The organism is Streptomyces sp. G-G2, from assembly GCF_030063135.1.
In the GTDB taxonomy this organism is placed as follows: Bacteria; Actinomycetota; Actinomycetes; order Streptomycetales; family Streptomycetaceae; genus Streptomyces.
Map to the genome: position 1 here is coordinate 158,867 of NZ_JASISO010000011.1, position 16,468 is coordinate 175,334.

The 16,468-nt window shown below is 73.8% G+C and carries 14 protein-coding genes and 1 pseudogene; 7 read left to right on the top strand and 8 right to left on the bottom strand.

The window, feature by feature from the left end:
* Positions 1 to 37: 37 nt before the first annotated feature.
* The 8 genes from QMF80_RS11990 to QMF80_RS12025 are packed head-to-tail and all read right to left on the bottom strand — an operon-like array spanning position 38 to position 9,596.
* Entirely contained in the window at positions 38 to 844 is an 807-nt protein-coding gene (locus QMF80_RS11990) for a cyclase family protein (protein WP_283452424.1), read from the bottom strand.
* Positions 841 to 1,791: a branched-chain-amino-acid transaminase gene (gene ilvE, locus QMF80_RS11995; RefSeq protein ID WP_283452425.1), complete on the bottom strand. Its 951-nt coding sequence runs from the start codon at positions 1,789 to 1,791 to the stop codon at positions 841 to 843. The genes QMF80_RS11990 and ilvE overlap by 4 nt, the downstream gene beginning before the upstream one ends.
* A 56-nt stretch (positions 1,792 to 1,847) precedes the next feature.
* A complete protein-coding gene (locus QMF80_RS12000) occupies positions 1,848 to 3,515 on the bottom strand; it encodes an FAD-dependent monooxygenase (protein ID WP_283452427.1) in 1,668 nt (555 codons plus the stop codon).
* Complete coding sequence (locus QMF80_RS12005; RefSeq protein ID WP_283452428.1) at positions 3,512 to 4,837, bottom strand: tryptophan 2,3-dioxygenase; 1,326 nt, start codon at positions 4,835 to 4,837, stop codon at positions 3,512 to 3,514. The genes QMF80_RS12000 and QMF80_RS12005 overlap by 4 nt, the downstream gene beginning before the upstream one ends.
* Entirely contained in the window at positions 4,834 to 6,060 is a 1,227-nt protein-coding gene (locus tag QMF80_RS12010) for an aminotransferase class V-fold PLP-dependent enzyme (protein ID WP_283452429.1), read from the bottom strand. Before QMF80_RS12010 ends, QMF80_RS12005 begins: the two co-directional genes overlap by 4 nt.
* Positions 6,057 to 6,884, bottom strand: coding sequence for a tryptophan 2,3-dioxygenase family protein (locus tag QMF80_RS12015; RefSeq protein WP_283452430.1), 828 nt, complete (start codon positions 6,882 to 6,884; stop codon positions 6,057 to 6,059). Before QMF80_RS12015 ends, QMF80_RS12010 begins: the two co-directional genes overlap by 4 nt.
* Positions 6,885 to 6,894: 10 nt before the next feature.
* Complete coding sequence (locus QMF80_RS12020) at positions 6,895 to 8,172, bottom strand: ATP-grasp domain-containing protein (protein ID WP_283452431.1); 1,278 nt, start codon at positions 8,170 to 8,172, stop codon at positions 6,895 to 6,897.
* 56 nt (positions 8,173 to 8,228) lie between these two features.
* Complete coding sequence (locus tag QMF80_RS12025) at positions 8,229 to 9,596, bottom strand: hypothetical protein (RefSeq protein WP_283452432.1); 1,368 nt, start codon at positions 9,594 to 9,596, stop codon at positions 8,229 to 8,231.
* Between the two features lie 582 nt (positions 9,597 to 10,178).
* Between QMF80_RS12025 and QMF80_RS12030 the strand changes: the two genes are divergently transcribed.
* The 7 genes and pseudogenes from QMF80_RS12030 to QMF80_RS12060 all read left to right on the top strand — a co-directional run.
* A complete protein-coding gene (locus tag QMF80_RS12030; protein WP_283452433.1) occupies positions 10,179 to 10,760 on the top strand; it encodes an NADPH-dependent FMN reductase in 582 nt (193 codons plus the stop codon).
* Positions 10,761 to 10,771: 11 nt separating this feature from the next.
* Positions 10,772 to 12,076 (top strand): ATP-grasp domain-containing protein, encoded by a 1,305-nt coding sequence (locus tag QMF80_RS12035; RefSeq protein ID WP_283452434.1) that lies wholly within the window; start codon positions 10,772 to 10,774, stop codon positions 12,074 to 12,076.
* Positions 12,073 to 13,617, top strand: a complete 1,545-nt coding sequence (locus QMF80_RS12040) for an anthranilate synthase component I family protein (protein ID WP_283452435.1) — start codon at positions 12,073 to 12,075, stop codon at positions 13,615 to 13,617. The genes QMF80_RS12035 and QMF80_RS12040 overlap by 4 nt, the downstream gene beginning before the upstream one ends.
* Entirely contained in the window at positions 13,614 to 14,282 is a 669-nt protein-coding gene (locus QMF80_RS12045; RefSeq protein WP_283452436.1) for an anthranilate synthase component II, read from the top strand. Before QMF80_RS12040 ends, QMF80_RS12045 begins: the two co-directional genes overlap by 4 nt.
* On the top strand, positions 14,279 to 15,307 hold the full coding sequence (trpD, locus tag QMF80_RS12050; RefSeq protein WP_283452437.1) for an anthranilate phosphoribosyltransferase: 1,029 nt from the start codon (positions 14,279 to 14,281) through the stop codon (positions 15,305 to 15,307). Before QMF80_RS12045 ends, trpD begins: the two co-directional genes overlap by 4 nt.
* Positions 15,308 to 15,342: 35 nt before the next feature.
* A complete protein-coding gene (gene trpC, locus QMF80_RS12055; protein WP_283452438.1) occupies positions 15,343 to 16,293 on the top strand; it encodes an indole-3-glycerol phosphate synthase TrpC in 951 nt (316 codons plus the stop codon).
* Positions 16,290 to 16,468, top strand: a pseudogene (locus QMF80_RS12060) (tryptophan synthase subunit beta); the annotation flags it as partial. The gene trpC and the pseudogene QMF80_RS12060, both read left to right, overlap by 4 nt.

Below are 16,468 nucleotides of genomic sequence, written 5' to 3' on the forward strand. Positions count from 1 at the left end.
TCCGGGATCGGGGATCAGGGGGCGCGGGGCCGGGCCGTCAGGCGCCGGTGGCGGGCACGAGGGCGAGGATGCGGGCGGGGCTGCCCGAGCCGCCGACGATGGGCAGCGGCGCGGCGATCAGCACGGCGCCCTGGGCGGGCAGCCTGTGCAGGTTGCGGAGCTGGGTGATGCCGTACTTGTCGGCGCCGTGGAAGTACCAGTGGCAGGGGTAGGGCTGGTCCTCGAACTCGCCCGCGAGGCCCGCGTCGGTGCCGACCGTCTCCACCCCGATGCCGATGATCTCGGTCTCCTCGGCGAGCCAGCGGGCGCAGTCCGGGGCGATGCCGGGGGTGTGCCGCCCGTTGAGGAAGGTGTCCTGGTCGCCCTGGCGGGCCTCCCAGCCGGTGCGGTAGAGCAGCCAGCCGCCCGCCGGGAGGGGGCCGTGCTCCTGCTGCCAGGCCTCCACGTGGTGGCGCCGGAGCAGGAAGTCGGGGTCGGCGGCGGCCTCGGCGGAGAAGTCGAGTACGGCGGCGGGGCCGACCAGGCGCTGCGGCGGGACCTGGGAGACGTCGTCGAGGTCGCGGCCCGTGAGCCAGTGGACCGGCGCGTCGAAGTGGGTGCCGGTGTGCTCGGAGAGGCGGATGTTGTTCCAGTAGACGGTCGGTCCGGCCTCGTCGTAGTGGCTGATGACCTCGCGCTCGAACGGCCAGGGCTGGCCGCGCTCCGGCGGGAGCTGGATCAGCGGGGTCTCCTCGGACAGCGGGGAGGTGAGGTCGACGACCTCCACGGAGCCGTCGAGCAGGGCGCTCAGCAGCGGTGCGAGCGCGGCGCTGGCGCCGACGGCGGCGGCGGTGGCGGTGCTCATGCGGAGGTCTCCGTCGTGTGGACGATCGTGTTCCAGTGGCGGTAGTCGGGGTGCTGGTCGCGCACCACGGCGTCGTAGAGCTCCTGGAGCTTGCGGGTGGTCACGCCGGGCCCGCCGTCGCCGACCGGGATCCGGTCGATGGTGGTGACCGGCGCGACCTCGGCGAGGGTGCCCGCGACGAAGATCTCGTCGGCGGTGTACAGCTCGGTGCGGTCGATCTCGCGGCGCTCCATCGTGATGCCCAGCTCGTTCGCGGCGAGTTCGCCGATGGTGGCGACGGTGATGCCTTCGAGTACGCCGCTGGTCCCGGGCGGGGTGATGAGCTTGCCGTCCCGCAGCATGACCACGCAGGAGCCGGGGGCCTCGGAGACGGTGCCGCGCTGGTTGAGCAGGAGCGTGGTGTCGTAGCCGTTGCGCACGGCCTCGTGGTGGGCGAGACGGCTGTTGTGGTAGTTCGCGCCCGCCTTGATGCGCGTCGGCATGCTGTCGTCGCCGATCCGGCGCCAGGAGGAGATGGTCGCGGAGAGCCCGCCGTCGAAGCCGCGGCCGCGCGGGGCGCGGGTGGTGGTGATGTGCGCGCCCGCGTCGTCGGTGTGGCTGAGCGGGTCGCCGTTCGGGCCCATGTTGAAGTACGAGACGACGCAGATGTGCGCGTCCTCGTCGAAGGTGTTGGCCTTCAGGACGTCGAGCACGCCCTGCTTCAACTGCTCGTCGGTGAAGGGGATCTCCATGCGCAGCGACTTCATCGAGCGGCGCAGCCGGGCGAGGTGCTCGTCGATGCGGAAGACCGCGAGGCCCGACCGGTCGGGGCGGCGGTAGGCGCGCAGGCCCTCGAAGACGTTGGCGCCCCAGAAGGCGCCCTGCGAGCGGGCGTGGACGGTGCAGTTGTCCCAGTCCACGACGGTGCCGTTGAGCCAGGCGTGGGTGGGGAGCTGGGGGACGGTCATGGGGTACTCCTGCGGGGTGAAGAAGGTGGGGTGGCCGGGTCCGGTACTGGGCCGGATCAGACGCCGACGGGGATCCGGGTGTCGGCCGCCGGGGTGTCCTCGGCGGCGGCCGCCGTGGCCAGCGCGCAGCGGGCGAGCGTGTCGCCGTAGCGCTCCGGGTGGTCGGCGTCGGCCAGGGCGCCGAGGTGGCCGTCGGGGCGGACGATCAGGCAGGTGCCCTCGGTGGCCTGGTAGGCGGCCCGCAGCACGTTGTCGCGGTCGCGCAGTACGGTCACGCCCGCGGGCATGCCGTCGGCCGGGCCGGCGGCCGGTACGGCCAGTTCGCCCTCGCGCAGGACCACGATCAGGTCGGCGTCCAGGCCGCGGGTGTCGGCGAGCGCGCGCTCGGCGAAGGCGCGGGCGGTCTCCCGGTCCGGGGCGAAGTAGAGGCCGGTGAACCCGGCGCCGTACAGCTCGCGCAGGCGGGCCGCGCCGGGGGCGGAGATCCGCGCGTCCGGGGCGAAGGCGCCGAGGAGCGGGTGGCGCTGGGCGGACTCGACGACGGGGGAGTCGACGTAGGTGTGCGGCTCGGCCATCTTGCCGCTGTTGACCTTGTCGCGGGCGCCCTGGAAGGGCTGGGAGAGGGTCAGCAGCACCTTGCGGACCGTGCGGCGCAGCAGGTTCGGCGGCACCATGAACTTGATCGTCGCCTCGGTGACGGCCAGGTTCTCCTTCGCGGCGGCGTAGCGCTCGTCGTGGTAGGTGTCGAGGAGGGCGTCCTCGGCGTGGCCCCGCAGGACGAGGGCCAGCTTCCAGGCGAGGTTGTCGGCGTCCTGGATGCCGCTGTTCATGCCCCGGGAGCCGTACGGCGGCAGTGAGTGGGCGGAGTCGCCCGCGAAGAAGATCCGGCCGATCCGGAAGTTCTCCACCACGCGCTGGTGGAAGCGGTAGGTGGACAGCCAGTCGATCTCGTAGTCCACGTCGCCGATGACCGCGCGCACCCGCTGGTCGAAGCGGCCGTCGGCGCGCTCCGCCTCGATGTCGGTGTGGGGGGCGAGCTGCCAGTCGATGCGCCAGATGTCGTTCGGCTGCGGGTGCATGACCAGCTGGCGGCCCGGGTTGAACGGCGGGTCGTAGTGGAAGTGGCGCTCCTTGGCGAGCGGCAGCTTCACCTTCAGGTCCGTGATCAGGAAGCGGTCCTGGTGGCTGTAGCCGGTCCAGGCGACGCCGGTGAGCGCCCGCATGGGGCTGCGTACGCCGTCGCACGCGACGAGGTAGCGGCAGGTGTAGGCGCGCGGGCCGTCCGGGGTGTCGGCGGTGACGGTGACCCCGTCGTCGTCCTGCACGGCGTCGGTGATCTCGTGCGCCCAGCGCACCTCGGCGAGCGGCTCGGACTCGATCTTCTCCAGCAGCAGCTGTTCGATGCGGAACTGCGAGATGTTGACGAACGGGCCGTAGCCGATCCGGCGGGTGTACTCGGCGGCGCGGATCTCCTTGCCGCGCACGTAGGTACGGGCGGTGGTCCAGGTGACGCCCTCGGCGCCGATGGTCTCGGCGCAGCCGAACTTGTCGAGCACCTCCAGGACGTCGCCCTGGATCAGGCAGGCCTTGGAGCCCTGCTTGCGCAGCTCGGGGTCGCGCTCGAAGAGGACGGAGGGGATGCCGAAGGAGGCCAGGCGGGCGGCGAGGGCCATGCCGACGGGGCCGGCACCGACGATGCCTACGGGGATCTGGTCGCTGTTCATGCTGCTGCTCCGCCTTCGTTCGGGAGGCCGGTGGGGGTGTCGGTGCGGGTGTCGGTGCTGCCGTCGGCGCCGCTGCCGGTGGCGCCGTCGGTGTCCGGCTCCTCCGCGACGCTGCGGAAGACCGGGATCTTGCGTACGGAACTGAGGTACGGCGTGCCCTCGGTGGCCCCGGTGCCCGAGCGGGTGCCGAGCATCCGCACGGCGATCCGGTAGTGGGTCTGGCGCCAGCGGCGCAGCGCCCCGGCGAAGCCGAGCATCGAGGCGGTCAGCAGCTCGCGGTCGGCGGCCGTGAAGCGAGGATCGCCGTGGGCGGCGGCGCAGGCCTCGTCGAGGGTCTGCTGGCCCGCCAGGATCCGCTCGCGCACCTCGGGGGTGGATCGGTAGGCGGGGGAGTCGAGCCGGTCCTGGTCCGGGACCCGGCACAGCGACTCGACCAGCTTGTAGTTGCGGGACTGGATGGCGCTGGCGCCCTCGGTGAAGTCGCGGAACACCCGGAACGACTCGACCTGCATCGTCGCGAGGAGCGAGAACAGCGGGGCCGATTCGGCGAGCGCGCTCTCGGCGACCGCCAGGTGGGCCGCCGCCGCCTCGGTGCGGGCGCCGTCGAGGTGGCCGATGGCCGTACGGATGCTCAGCGCCAGCAGCGCGAACGTCGTCTCGAAGGTCTGGAGCACCCGGATGAACATGTGCTCGTCGTGCGATATGTAGACCGGCAGCATGCTCAGTCGCAGCACCTGGCGCTCGTGCCCGTCCAGCAGTTCGCCGTCGGTCAGCTCCCACAGCTGGGCGGCCTGCCCGGCCGGGTCGGCGGCGGTGATCCGGTCCCCGAGGCCGAGCCGGACCAGCGCGGGCCGGGCCACGCGGACGGCGAGCCGGTGGCGCTTCTCCACCATCCGGGCGTCGGGCCGCATCTGCGGCAGCCATCCGGTGCGGCCCTCCGCGGCGGCCAGCTCGAAGCGCAGCAGGTCGGCGAGGAGCTGCACGGTCAGCCGGTCCCGGGTCACCCGGGCCGCCGCGGCGGCCTCCGGGCCGTCGTCGGCGGTGGGCAGGCCCAGCACACCGAGGGAGGTGTACGTCGGGTAGTCGTAGCGCCCGTCCCACTTGTCCAGCGCGGTGTCCAGGAACCGGTCCAGGAGCAGCCGCTCGGCCGCGTCGGCGCCCGAGGGCGCCTGCGGGGCGAGCCGTTCCCGGGCCAGGGCCAGCGACTTCAGGGTCGGGTCGCCGACGAAGTGCTTGCCGACGAGGTGGAACTCCTGGAGCACGGCGGGGTAGGGGAACCGGCTGGGTACGGGATCGGCCAGCCAGTCGGTCAGCTCTTTCACGCTGGGGGTCTCACCTTCGGGAGCGGGACGGGGACGGTAAGGGCGGGCCCGGTCAGCGCGCGGAAGGCGCGCATGGCCTGGCAGAGGGCCTCCACGTCGGCCGCGGAGTTGTAGTAGTGGAAGGACAGGCGCACGACGGGGCCGCGCGGGCTGACCGCGATGCCCCGGGCGGCCAGCCACCCGGCGAGGGAGCGCGGGTCGGCGTCGTACAAGCCGAGGTGGGCGCCCTGGAGTTCGGGGGTCTCGGCCCGGCGGACCCGTTCGCCCTGGGCGGTCAGGGTCCGTGCGGCGAGCTCGATCAGCGCGCCGACGTGGCGTCGTACGTCGGCCCAGTCGACCCCGTCGAACAGGCCGAAGGCGGCGTTCGCGGCGTAGACGGCGGGCACGGCCGGCGTGCCGGTCTCGAAGCGGCGGGCGACGGCCGGGAAGTCGAGCCGCAGCGGGTCGAAGGCCATCGGCTCGACCCGCCCGAACCAGCCGGTGAGCTGCGGGTCCCGGTCGGTGGCCAGACCGGCGCGGGCGTAGAGGAAGGCCAGGCCGGGCAGTCCGGCGAGGTACTTCATCGTGCCCGCGACCAGGTAGTCGCAGCCGATCTCGGCGACGTCCACCGGCATCACGCCCACGGCCTGATAGGCGTCGACGAAGGTCAGCGCTCCGGCCTCCCGGCCGGCCTCGACGATCTCCGCGACCGGGGGCCGCTCGGCGTACTGGTAGGTGGACATCGGGACCGAGAGCAGGGCGGTCCCTGAGCCGAGGACGGCCGTGTAGTCGGCCGTCCTGATCCGCCCGGCGTCCCGGTCCCCGGTGAAGACGACCCGGGCGCCGCGCGGCCGCTGGGCGAGCCAGACGTGCGCGATGGAGGGGAACTCCTCGACCGTGGTGACGATCTCGGTCCGGGGCGTTTCCAGGGACAGGGTGGAGACCACCTGGTAGGCGCCGACGGAGGCGTTGGGCAGGACCGCGATCTGGTCCGGGGCCGCGCCGACCAGGGAGGCGAAGTTCTCCCGGGCCTCGTGGATCTCCCGTTCGAACCGGTCCCAGGGCGCCCCGTGGGCGCCGATGGCCTCCTGCATCCGTGCCAGGGACCCGTCGACCGCGTCGGACCGGGCGCCGAGGCTGCAGCTGGCCAGGTGGACCGTCCGCTCCAGCATCGGGAAGGCACGGCGGAAGGCGGCGGCCGTGACGGCGGGTGCGGGTGCGGGCGCCTCGGCGGGGCCGCTCATGCCGGGCTCGCCCCGGCGGGCGGTGCGGTGGCGGTGCCGGGTGCGGTCGCGGGGCCGGCGCCCATCGGGCAGACCGGCTTCGCGACGCCCTCCAGGTACTCGGCGTACTCGGGGGCCGGTTCGTCCCCGCCCATCGGACCGCTCAGGGTCAGCTCGGTGCGCAGCTCCCACAGCTGCGGGAAGAACTTGTGCCCGATCAGCTTGGCCAGGAACTCCACCGGCGCGCCCTTGGTGCCGACCACGGAGTGGCCGATGACCCGGGTGGCCATCTTGTAGTGCTGGGTGCGCCACAGCGAGATGCGCTCGTCCCAGTCGATGAGGGCCTCGCACAGCCGGTACTCCGGGGTGTCCTGGCCGCTGCGGTAGACCTCGACGAGGTCGGTGCCGCGGGCCTCGGTCAGCCGCCGGAACGCCTTCTCCAGGTCCAGGCTGACCAGCCGGGCGGCCTTCCAGCCCGGGGACTCGAAGCCCGAACCGTGTCCGAGGATCGTCCGGATGATCTGGAAGTCCCAGGGGGCCAGCTGCCGCATCATCTCCAGCTGGTCGGCGGTCATCCGCGCGCTCAGCGAGGCCCGGCCCAGCAGTCGGGCGGCGGTGTCCAGCTGCCCCGCGTCGATCTGCCGGGTGGCCTCCTCGACCTCGTAGCAGGCGAGCTTGAGCCACAGCTCGGTCGACTGGTGGACGACCTGGAACAGCATCTCGTCCCGGTGGACCATGTCCTCGGGGCGGCGCTGGAGCGACAGCAGCGTGTCGGTCCGCATGTAGCGCGTGTAGTCGTTGTCCCCTTCTCCGTCGAGTACGGGAACCGAATAGTCCTTGGCCACGATGCTCCTGTCAGACGGTGGTGGTGGACAGGGCGAGCGGCTCGGCGCGCACCCGGAAGTCCTTGGCGGTGGCGGTGATGGCGGCCTCGGCGGCGGCGCCGGTCGCGGCGCGGAAGCGGAAGCGGCCGCCGACGTGCTCGTAGTAGGCGTCCGCGTCGGGCAGTACCTCGCCCGGGTGCAGCACGACCTCGGCGTACGGTCCGATGGCGCGGCCGGTCATGGAGGTCGACTCCGTGATGCGGCAGGGCCGTTCGGCCGGGGCGGGCACGAGCATCCAGCCGGCCACCTCGTCGGCGGCGTGCGGAGCGGCGGCGGACACCGGGACCGGCGGCAGCGGGAGGTCCAGCTGGAGCTGCCAGGCGGCGTGCATCAGGTCGTAGCCGTGCACCTCGCGCCAGAGGAAGGCGATCTCGGCGCCGCCGACGCGGGCGCCGCACTCCAGGAAGCGGCAGTGGGGGCGGCCGTCCTCGTCGCGGTCGATGAAGACTTCGAGGTGGAAGACGGTGGCGCGGCCGGGGGAGAGCGCGCCGAGGAAGGCGGTGGCGGCCCGCTCGACGGCCGCGTTGACCTCGGGGTCGTCGATCTCGACGGAGCCGAGGTGGTTCCCGTCGCGGAAGCCCAGGCAGGTGTTGAGGTAGCGGGAGGCCCGCCAGGCGAGCAGCCGTTCGCCGTCGAAGACCCCGTCCACGTGGGAGATCGGGGCGGCCACGAAGGCCTGCACCAGCATCGGCTCGCTGTCCAGGTCCAGCTCGGCGACCTGTTCGGGGCGGTCCACCCGGACGACGCCGGAGCTGGAGCTGCCGGTGCGCGGCTTGACGATGACGGGCCAGCCCGTGTCGTCGCCGAAGGCGAGGACGGCGGCGCCGTCGGTGGCGGCGGCGAACTCCGGTACGTCCAGGCCCGCGTCGGCCACCGCGCGGCACATCACGTACTTGTCGCGGAAGACGATCTGCGAGGCCTGGCGCGGACCGGGTACGTCCCACTCCTCGCGCAGCGCGGCCCCGACGAGCAGGTCGTCCTCCTTGAGGGCGACGATCGCGCTGGGTGCGCCGTGCCGGGCGGCCAGGGCGCGCACCTCGGCGCGGACCCGCTCCAGGTCGTCGGTCGCGGGGACCAGGACGACCTCGTGGGCCTCGGGGGGCACGGAACCGGTGCCGACCGCGGTGCTCACGTAACTGACGCGGTGCGTGGAATGGTCGACGTAGCGGGTGAATTCCGCGTACCGCTCGCGCCAACGGTTGACGACGACGATGTGCGGGCTGGTGTCCGGGCCCGTATGCGCGCTCATGTCAGTGCTCATATCCGCGCGAGTGTCCGCGCGAGTGTCCGCGCTCATATCCGGGCTCATATCTGCTTCTCCTCGTCTTCCGGGTGGGTGAATACGCAGGTGCCGCGGGTGCCGGGATTCGCATAGGTGATGACGGATCCGTCCTCCGGCTTGAGGGCCCGTACGAAAGCGCCGCCGAATCCCTGCGGGGTGACGAAGATTCCCCAGTTCGCGACCCATTCCCCGGTCAGCCCGCTGTCCGGGTCGAGCGCGGGCTCCAGGGCCGGTACGACCAGCTCCTGCGCCACGTAGTCGCGCAGGGCGGTCGCCGCCAGGGCCGCGGCCCATTCCTCGTCGCCGACGTCCCGGCCGATCACCACGCCGTCGGCGCTGTATCCGATGCCGGGCTTGAGCACGAGCGAGGCGCGGTGCGTACGGGCGTACTCAAGGGCGTCTTCGCAGCCCTCGGCCCCCAGCACCCAGGTCCGCGGCAGCACCCGGTCGATCAGCTCCAGCTCGGACCCGCTCAGCGCGGCGCGGACGGCCGGGCGGTGCAGCAGGCCGAGCGCGGCCTTGCTGGTGAACAGGGCCCCTTCGAGCGGGGTGAACAGGGCGGTGCGGCCGTCCGCGTGGGCGCGGTTGACCCGGGTCAGCGCGGCCCGGGCGGCCGGGTCGCCGGCGATCTGGCCCGCGGCGAAGAACCGCAGGATCACGTCGAGCGGGCGGCCGCGCAGGGCGAGCCTGCCGTCCGGGGCCTCGGTCAGCTCCTGGATCTCGCCGAGCTGGAGGTCGATGCCGTGGCCGCGCAGGTCCTCCTGGATGGAGAGGAAGACGACGTCGTGCTCGCCGAGCGCGCCGGGGGCCTCCAGCAGGGCCACGGCGATGTCGCTGGTCGTCGCCGACGCCGCGCCGGTACGGGCGGCCGACGCCGCGCGCAGTGCGGCGGCCAGGTGCGCCATGGTGTCGGTGTGGCCGAGCCGGTTGCGTTCGGCGAAGGCGCGGAAGGCGGGGACTTCGAGGAAGGCGCGGTTCAGCTGGGCGCTGTCGATGCCGCCCAGTTCGCTGCCGACGTTCAGTTCCAGCAGGCGGAAGCCGGCGCCGTCGTGGAAGGCGTCGGCACGGGCGTAGAGCAGCGGATCGCCGGTGGCGCCCTCGCGCATCACCTCGGACAGCTCGGGCGGGAGCCCGATGGCCGCGCAGTAGCGGTCGAGGTCGCCGTCGTAGCAGCGTTCCGGCAGCGAGACGAGGATGCGGAAGATCGCGGCGAGGTCGTCGGAGAAGGCGCTGATCTCCCGCTCCGGGACGAAGACGGGGCGGGGCAGCAGGACGTGGCCGTAGGCCTTGTCGTAGGCGGCCGGGACGGCGGTGCGCGTGGTGAGCGTACGCAGCTCGCTGCCCGGGCGCCGGGTCTCCTCGACGTAGCGGCCGGTGACGGAATTCTCCATGGGCGGTCTCCATTTCTGCCGGATCTGGGCATGCCGGATCACGGCACGAAGGGGAAGCCGCCGAAGGCGCGGCGGCGCGGAATGCTGTGAAGACGGTGAATACGGGGAATGCGAAATGTGGGCGCGAAGAACACGGGAGCGCGGGAAAGCGGGGAATGTGTGGGGGGGTGGGGGAAAGCCGGTCGGTGGGGGGAAGCCGGCGAGTGCGGGGAACGCGGAGAATCCGAAAGCCCGGATGAGGAATCCGAACGCGGCCTTCGGGGCGGTCCGGCGCGGGGCCCGAAGAGAGCGGCCCGGGGAAAAGCGGGAAGCGGGGGTTGATCCGCGGTGACGTGCCTTCACTGTGGCAGCGGCGGCGTCGGCCGGGGCCGCGTCCCGGGCTGCGCGTTTACGGCTGTCGTGTATGCGCCAGGGGGCTCCGGGCGCCCGGAACAGGACAGAACCGGTCGAAGGGTCGGCTCCGGCGGTCCGATCCGGTTGCGCGGGGCCCCGACGGCTGCTTACCTACAGATCACTGCAGGGGCCCACGCCCCTCCGGACGATCCGCGGTGACCACCGGACCGTCCACCAGGGAGAACCCACATGCCCCGCCTGCAGATCGTCATCGCGAGCACCCGCCCCGGCCGTGTCGGCCCCGCCGTCGCCGCCTGGGCCGCCGCCGAAGCCCGCCGCCACGGCGGCTTCGAGATCGAGACCGTCGACCTCGCCGAGGCCGGCCTGCCGTTCTTCGACGAGCCCGAGCACCCGTCCACCGGCGAGTACGTCCACCAGCACACCAAGGACTGGAGCGCCACGGTCTCCCGCGGCGACGCCTACGTCTTCGTGATGCCCATGTACAACGGCGCCTTCACCGCGCCCCTGAAGAACGCCATCGACTTCCTCTACCAGGAGTGGCAGGACAAGCCCGTCGCCCTCCTCAGCTACACCGCGGGCCCCTCGGGCGGCGTCCCGGCCGTGGAGATGCTGCGCCCGATCCTCACCCGGGTCGGCTTCCGCGCCGCCGGGCGCAGTCTGTCCGTTCCCAACGTCGGCGAGCTGACCGACCCCGCCGACCGGTCCGTCTTCCGCGCCCCGGCCGCCCTCGCGGCCGAGCTGGACGGCGTACTCGACGAGCTGGCCGAGCTGCTGGCGCCGCTCGACGTGCCCGTCCCGGCGCAGGTCTGAGGGGCGCGGCCATGACCTCGCACTCTCCGCCCCCGCCCCCGCGCGGGTCCGTAGCCGCCTCTGCCCCCGCCTGCGCCGCGCCGCGGCTGATCGTGGTCGGCAGTGGCGGGCGCCCGTACCGCGCGTACTCCTTCGAGTCCCTGCACGCCCGCTACACCCTCTCCGCGGTCCTCTCCGCCGAGCCGGACTGGCAGCGCGGGTACCTCGACTCGTACGCCGTCGCCGACCTGTCCGATCCGGTCGCGATCGCCGATGCCGTACTCGCCCTGGCGGGCCCGGACATCGCCTCCGCCGCGGTGCTGACCTGGGACGAGACGGCGGTCGAGGCGACCGCCGCGGCCGCCGCCAAGCTCGGGCTGCCGCACCTGTCCGCCGAGGCCGCGAGCCGCTGCCGCGACAAGTACGCGACCCGCACGCTGCTCGCCGAGGCGGGTCTCGCCGCGGTGCGCCACCGGCTCGTCACCACGGCGGAGGAAGCGGCCCTGGCAGCAGCCGAGTTCGGCTATCCGGTGGTCCTCAAGCCGCGCGCCCTCGCCGGCAGCATCGGCGTCACCCGCGCCGACGACGAGAGCCAGGTACGGGCGGCCTTCGCCCTCGCCGACGGCGCCGCCTTCGCCACGCTGCCCACCGGCCACGGCGTCCTCGTCGAGGAGTACCTCGACGGCCCCGAGATCAGCATCGACAGCGCCGTCCACGAGGGCGACGTGCACATCGTCCACATCGCGCGGAAGCGGCTCGGCTTCGCACCGTACTTCGAGGAGGTCGGCCACCTCGTCGCCACCGCGGACGGCGAGCCCTGGGCGGACGAGGTCCGCGAACTGGTCACCGGCGTGCACCGGGTGCTCGGCGTCACCACCGGCGTCACGCACGCCGAGGTGCGCCTCACCTCCCGCGGGCCGCGGCTGATCGAACTCAACGCCCGCCTCGGCGGCGACCTGATCCCCTTCATCAGCGCCCTGGCCAGCGGAATCGACCTGGTGGCCGCCGCCGCCGAGCTGGCGTTCGGCAGGCTCCCCGACCTGACCCCGACGCGCGCGAACACCGCCGAGGTCCGCTTCGTCTACGCGGCCGGCGACGGCCTGGCCCGTCCGCTCGACCTCACCGCCGCCGCGGCCGTGTCCGGCATCGCGCACACCGCCGTGCTCGCCGGTCCCGGGGACACCCTGCTGCTCCCGCCCCGCCAGGCCATCCCGCGGCTCGCCGCGCTGGTCGCCGTCGGACCGGACGAGGCCGCCTGCGCGCGGATCCTCGACCTGGCCGAGGCCGCCGTGGACCGCGCCGTGGACCCGCTGCCGGGAACGGAGGCCACCGCGTGACCGCTCCCGTCGACGAGGTCGCCGGCCTGTGGGCCGCCGACCTGCGGGCGGGCGTGGTGCCCGACTCCGCCGCCGCGCTGGCCCTGGCCGCCCGCCACGCCTATGTACCGCTCTACATCGAGCTGCTCTCCGACACCCTCACACCGGTGACGGCCTTCGCCAGGCTCTGCGGCCCCGACGAGACGGGCCTGCTGCTGGAGAGCGTCATCGGGACCGACGCGACCGTCGCCGTCGCGCGGTACTCGTACATCGCCCACCGCACCCGCTCCCTCCCGCTCGGCGACGGGGACCCGCTCCTCGCGCTGCAACCGCTGGCCGACCGCGACGTCGCCCGGCTGCCCGGACTCCCGCCCTTCCACGGCGGGGCCGTGGGCTACCTCGGCTACGAGAGCGCCCGCCACTTCGAGCGGCTGCCCGCCGCGCCCGGACCCGGCCCGGACATGCCCGAATCGGTGTTCTTCCAGGCCGATGACCTGGTCGTCTTCGACCACGCCACCCGCCGGGTACTGATCACCACCCTGCACGACACGGCGGCCGAGACGTACGAGGACGCCGTCGCCCGGCTCTCCGCGACCCATGAGCGGCTGTACGCCGACCAGGGCGCGGCCCGGGGCGCCGGGCACGGTGGCGGCCCCGGCCGGGGCGGTGCCCGCCCGCTGGCCCGCCCGCTCGCCCGCACGCGGACGGCCGACCAGCAGGACCGTTCCGCCTGGCGCGCCCACACCACCGAGGAACGTTTCCTCGACATGGTCGAAACCGCCCGCGAGTACATCCGGGCCGGTGACGTCTTCCAGGTCGTGCTCTCCCAGCGGTTCAGCAAGCCGCTGGCCGCCGAACCCCTGGACGTCTACCGGCACCTGCGCGCCGTCAACCCGTCGCCGTACATGTTCCACCTCTCCCTCGGTGGCGGCCGGCACGTCATCGGCGCCTCGCCCGAGCTCCTCGTCAAGGTCGAGGACGGCCGCGCGCAGACCCGCCCGCTCGCCGGGACCCGCTGGCGCGGCACCGACGCCGCCACCGACGCGGCCCTGGAGGCGGAACTGCTCGCCGACGAGAAGGAGTGCGCGGAGCACGTCATGCTCGTCGACCTCGGCCGCAACGACATCGGCCGGATCGCCGCCCCCGGCACCGTCCGGGTCGACCGGCTCATGGAGGTCGAGCGCTACTCGCACGTCATGCACCTGTCGTCCACGGTCAGCGGCGACCTCGCCGAAGGCCGTACGCCGCTGGACGCGCTGCGCTCCACCTTCCCCGCGGGCACCGTGTCCGGAGCCCCGAAGATCCGCGCCATGGAGATCATCGCCGAGCTGGAGGAAGAGCGGCGCGGCGTCTACGGCGGTGCGCTCGGCTTCATCGGCACCGGCGGTGACCTGGACACGGCCATCGCGCTGCGCACCCTCGTCATCGCCGACGGGCGGGCCTGGGTCCAGGCCGGGGCCGGGGTGGTCGCCGACTCCGACCCGGCCGCCGAGTACCGCGAGACCCTCAACAAGGCACAGGCGCTCTTCGCCGCGGTGGAACGGGCGGAGGCCTCCGCATGAGCGACCTCGCCGGCATCCGCGCCCGCCGCGCCCCGCGCATCGCGGTCATCGACAACTACGACTCCTTCACCTACAACCTCGTCCAGTACCTGGCCGAGGCGGGCGCCGAGCCGCTCGTCCACCGCAACGACGGCGTCACCCTCGACGAACTGGCCGCCCACGACGCCGTCCTGATCTCGCCCGGCCCCGGAAACCCCGGTCGGGCGGGCATCAGCCTCGCCGCCGTCCGCGCGCTCAGCGGCCGGCTCCCGCTGCTCGGCGTCTGCCTGGGCCACCAGGCGATCGCCGAGGCCTTCGGCGCCGACGTGGTCCGGGTGGGGCCCGTACACGGCAAGACCGACCGGGTGCGGCACGACGGCACGGGCGTCCTGGCCGGCCTCCCGGACCCGTTCACCGCCACCCGCTACCACTCCCTGGCCGTGGACCCCGCGAGCCTGCCGCCCGAGCTGATCGCCCACGCCTGGGCCCAGGACGGCACCGTCATGGCCCTGCGCCACCGCGAACACCCGACGTACGGCGTGCAGTTCCACCCGGAGTCCGTGCTCACCGAGCAGGGCCACCGGATCATCGCCACCTTCGTCGACTCGATCCCGCTCACGGCCGGGATCCCGGGCCCCCGCCCCACCACCGGCCCGGCCCGCACGCTCCAGGAGGCCACCCGGTGAAGAACGCCCTGCGCACCCTGGCGGCGGGCCGCCGCCTCACCCGCGACGAGGCGGGCAGCGCCATGGCCGCGGTACTGGCCGGGGAGGCCACCCCCGGCCAGATCGCCGGATTCGCCATGGCCCTGTCCGCCCGCGGAGCCGACGTCGAGGAGATCGTCGGGCTCGTCGCCACCGCCCGCTCCTTCGGCGCCCGCCTCACCGGCGACGGCCGGGTCCTCGACACCTGCGGTACCGGCGGCGACGGCCACGACACCTTCAACATCTCCACCACCGCCGCGATCGTCGCGGCGGCCTGCGGAGTTCCCGTCGCCAAGCACGGCAACCGCAGCGCCTCCTCGGCCTGCGGCAGCGCCGACGTCCTGGAGGCCCTGGGCGTACGGATCGACGCGGGCCCGGCGGAAGCGGCCGCCTGCCTGGCCGAGGTGGGCATCACCTTCCTCTTCGCGCCCGTCTTCCAGCCCGCCTTCCGGCACGCGGCCGGACCCCGCCGCGAGCTGGGCGTACGGACCGTCTTCAACGTCCTCGGCCCGCTCTGCAACCCGGCGGGCGCCCGCTACCAGACCCTCGGCGTCTCCGACCCGGCCCTGCTGGAGGTCATGACCGAGGTCCTGCACCGGCTCGGCACCGAGCGCGCCCTGGTGTTCTGCGCGGAGGACGGCCTGGACGAGCTGAGCACCTGCTCCCCGTCGCGGGTCGTCGAACTCGCCGACGGCCGCACCACCTCCTACCGGCTCGACCCCGCCGAGCTGGGCCTCGCCCCCGCCACCCTGGCGGACCTGCGGGGCGGCGACGCCGTCGCGAACGCACGGACCGTACGCCGGATCCTCGGCGGCGAACCCGGCCCGCGCCGGGAGATCGTGCTGCTCAACACGGCCGCCGCGCTGCGGGCGGCCGGGCGGTGCGAGGACTGGCACACGGGGATCGCCCGCGCCGCCGAAGCCATCGACAGCGGCCGCGCCGCCGCCGTGCTCGCCGCCTGGACGGCCGCGGGAGCGGCGCTCCGGCCGGTCCGGGCCGCCGCATGACAACGCCACCGCCGCATGACACGAGGAGCCGTACGTTGACCCGCACCACCCCGGCCCCGGCGCCCACCCCGGCCCCGGCGCCCACCCCGGCCCCGGCGCCCACCCCGGTACCCGCGCCCGCCCCGGTACCCGCCGCGACGGCCGCGCGGAGGCCGACGCCGACGCCCGAGACGGGCGGCCGCAGCGGCCTGCTGGCCGAGCTGATCGAGGCCGCGCACCGCCAGACCGGGGCCCGCCGCGCCGAGGTCCCGCTCGCCGAGATCGAGCGCAGGGCCGCCCAGGCTCCCGCCGTACGGGACTTCGGCGCGGCCCTGCGCGCTCCCGGCCTCGGCGTCATCGCCGAGCTGAAGCCCCGCAGCCCGCTCAAGGGCCCGCTCACCGACGACTACCAGCCCGCCGACCTGGCCCGCGCCTACGCGGCGGGCGGCGCCTGCGCGCTCTCCGTCCTCGCGCACACCGAGGGCTTCGGCGGCCGTCCCGAGGACCTGGCGACCGTACGGGAGGCCGTCGGCCTGCCCGTCATGCGCAAGGACTTCATCGTCGACGAGTACCAGATCGCCGAAGGCCGGGCCTTCGGCGCGGACGCGGTCCTGCTCGTGGTCGCCGCGCTGACCGAGGAGCGGCTGGCCCAGCTCTACACGTACGCGACCGGCCTCGGCCTGCACGTCCTGGTGGAGGTCCACAGCGAGGCGCAGGCGCACACCGCGCTCGCCCTCGGCGCCGTGAACATCGGGGTCAACCACCGCGACCTGCGCGACTTCCGCATGGACCTCGGCCTCACCGGCCGCCTGCGCCCGCAGGTCCCGGCCGACCGGGTGCTGATCGCCGAGAGCGGCGTACGCGGCCCGGCGGACGCCCGCCGCCTGCGCGCGGACGGCGCGGACGCGGTCCTGGTCGGCGAGACGCTGATGCGCGCGCCGGACCCGGCGGCGCTCGTGGCGCAGCTGAAGAACGCCGAGCACACCACCGAGGAGACCCCGTCATGACCAGCACCAATTCCTTCTTCCCGGACGCGGAGGGAGTGGTCCCGAACACCGAGGGCTATTTCGGTGATTTCGGTGGCAAGTTCATTCCGGAGGCGTTGGTCGCCGCGGTGGACGAGGTTGCCGCTGAGTATGAGAAGGCGAAGGTTGATCCGGCGTTCGCGGCTGAGCTGAATGA

Coding starts and splice junctions, on each gene's coding strand:
- QMF80_RS12025 (WP_283452432.1), bottom strand. CDS start 9,596: ATGGAGAATTCCGTCACCGGCCGCTACGTCGAGGAGACCCGGCGCCCG.
- QMF80_RS12010 (WP_283452429.1), bottom strand. CDS start 6,060: ATGAGCGGCCCCGCCGAGGCGCCCGCACCCGCACCCGCCGTCACGGCC.
- QMF80_RS11990 (WP_283452424.1), bottom strand. CDS start 844: ATGAGCACCGCCACCGCCGCCGCCGTCGGCGCCAGCGCCGCGCTCGCA.
- QMF80_RS12045 (WP_283452436.1), top strand. CDS start 13,614: ATGAGCGACCTCGCCGGCATCCGCGCCCGCCGCGCCCCGCGCATCGCG.
- QMF80_RS12035 (WP_283452434.1), top strand. CDS start 10,772: ATGACCTCGCACTCTCCGCCCCCGCCCCCGCGCGGGTCCGTAGCCGCC.
- ilvE (WP_283452425.1), bottom strand. CDS start 1,791: ATGACCGTCCCCCAGCTCCCCACCCACGCCTGGCTCAACGGCACCGTC.
- QMF80_RS12020 (WP_283452431.1), bottom strand. CDS start 8,172: ATGAGCGCGCATACGGGCCCGGACACCAGCCCGCACATCGTCGTCGTC.
- QMF80_RS12030 (WP_283452433.1), top strand. CDS start 10,179: ATGCCCCGCCTGCAGATCGTCATCGCGAGCACCCGCCCCGGCCGTGTC.
- QMF80_RS12000 (WP_283452427.1), bottom strand. CDS start 3,515: ATGAACAGCGACCAGATCCCCGTAGGCATCGTCGGTGCCGGCCCCGTC.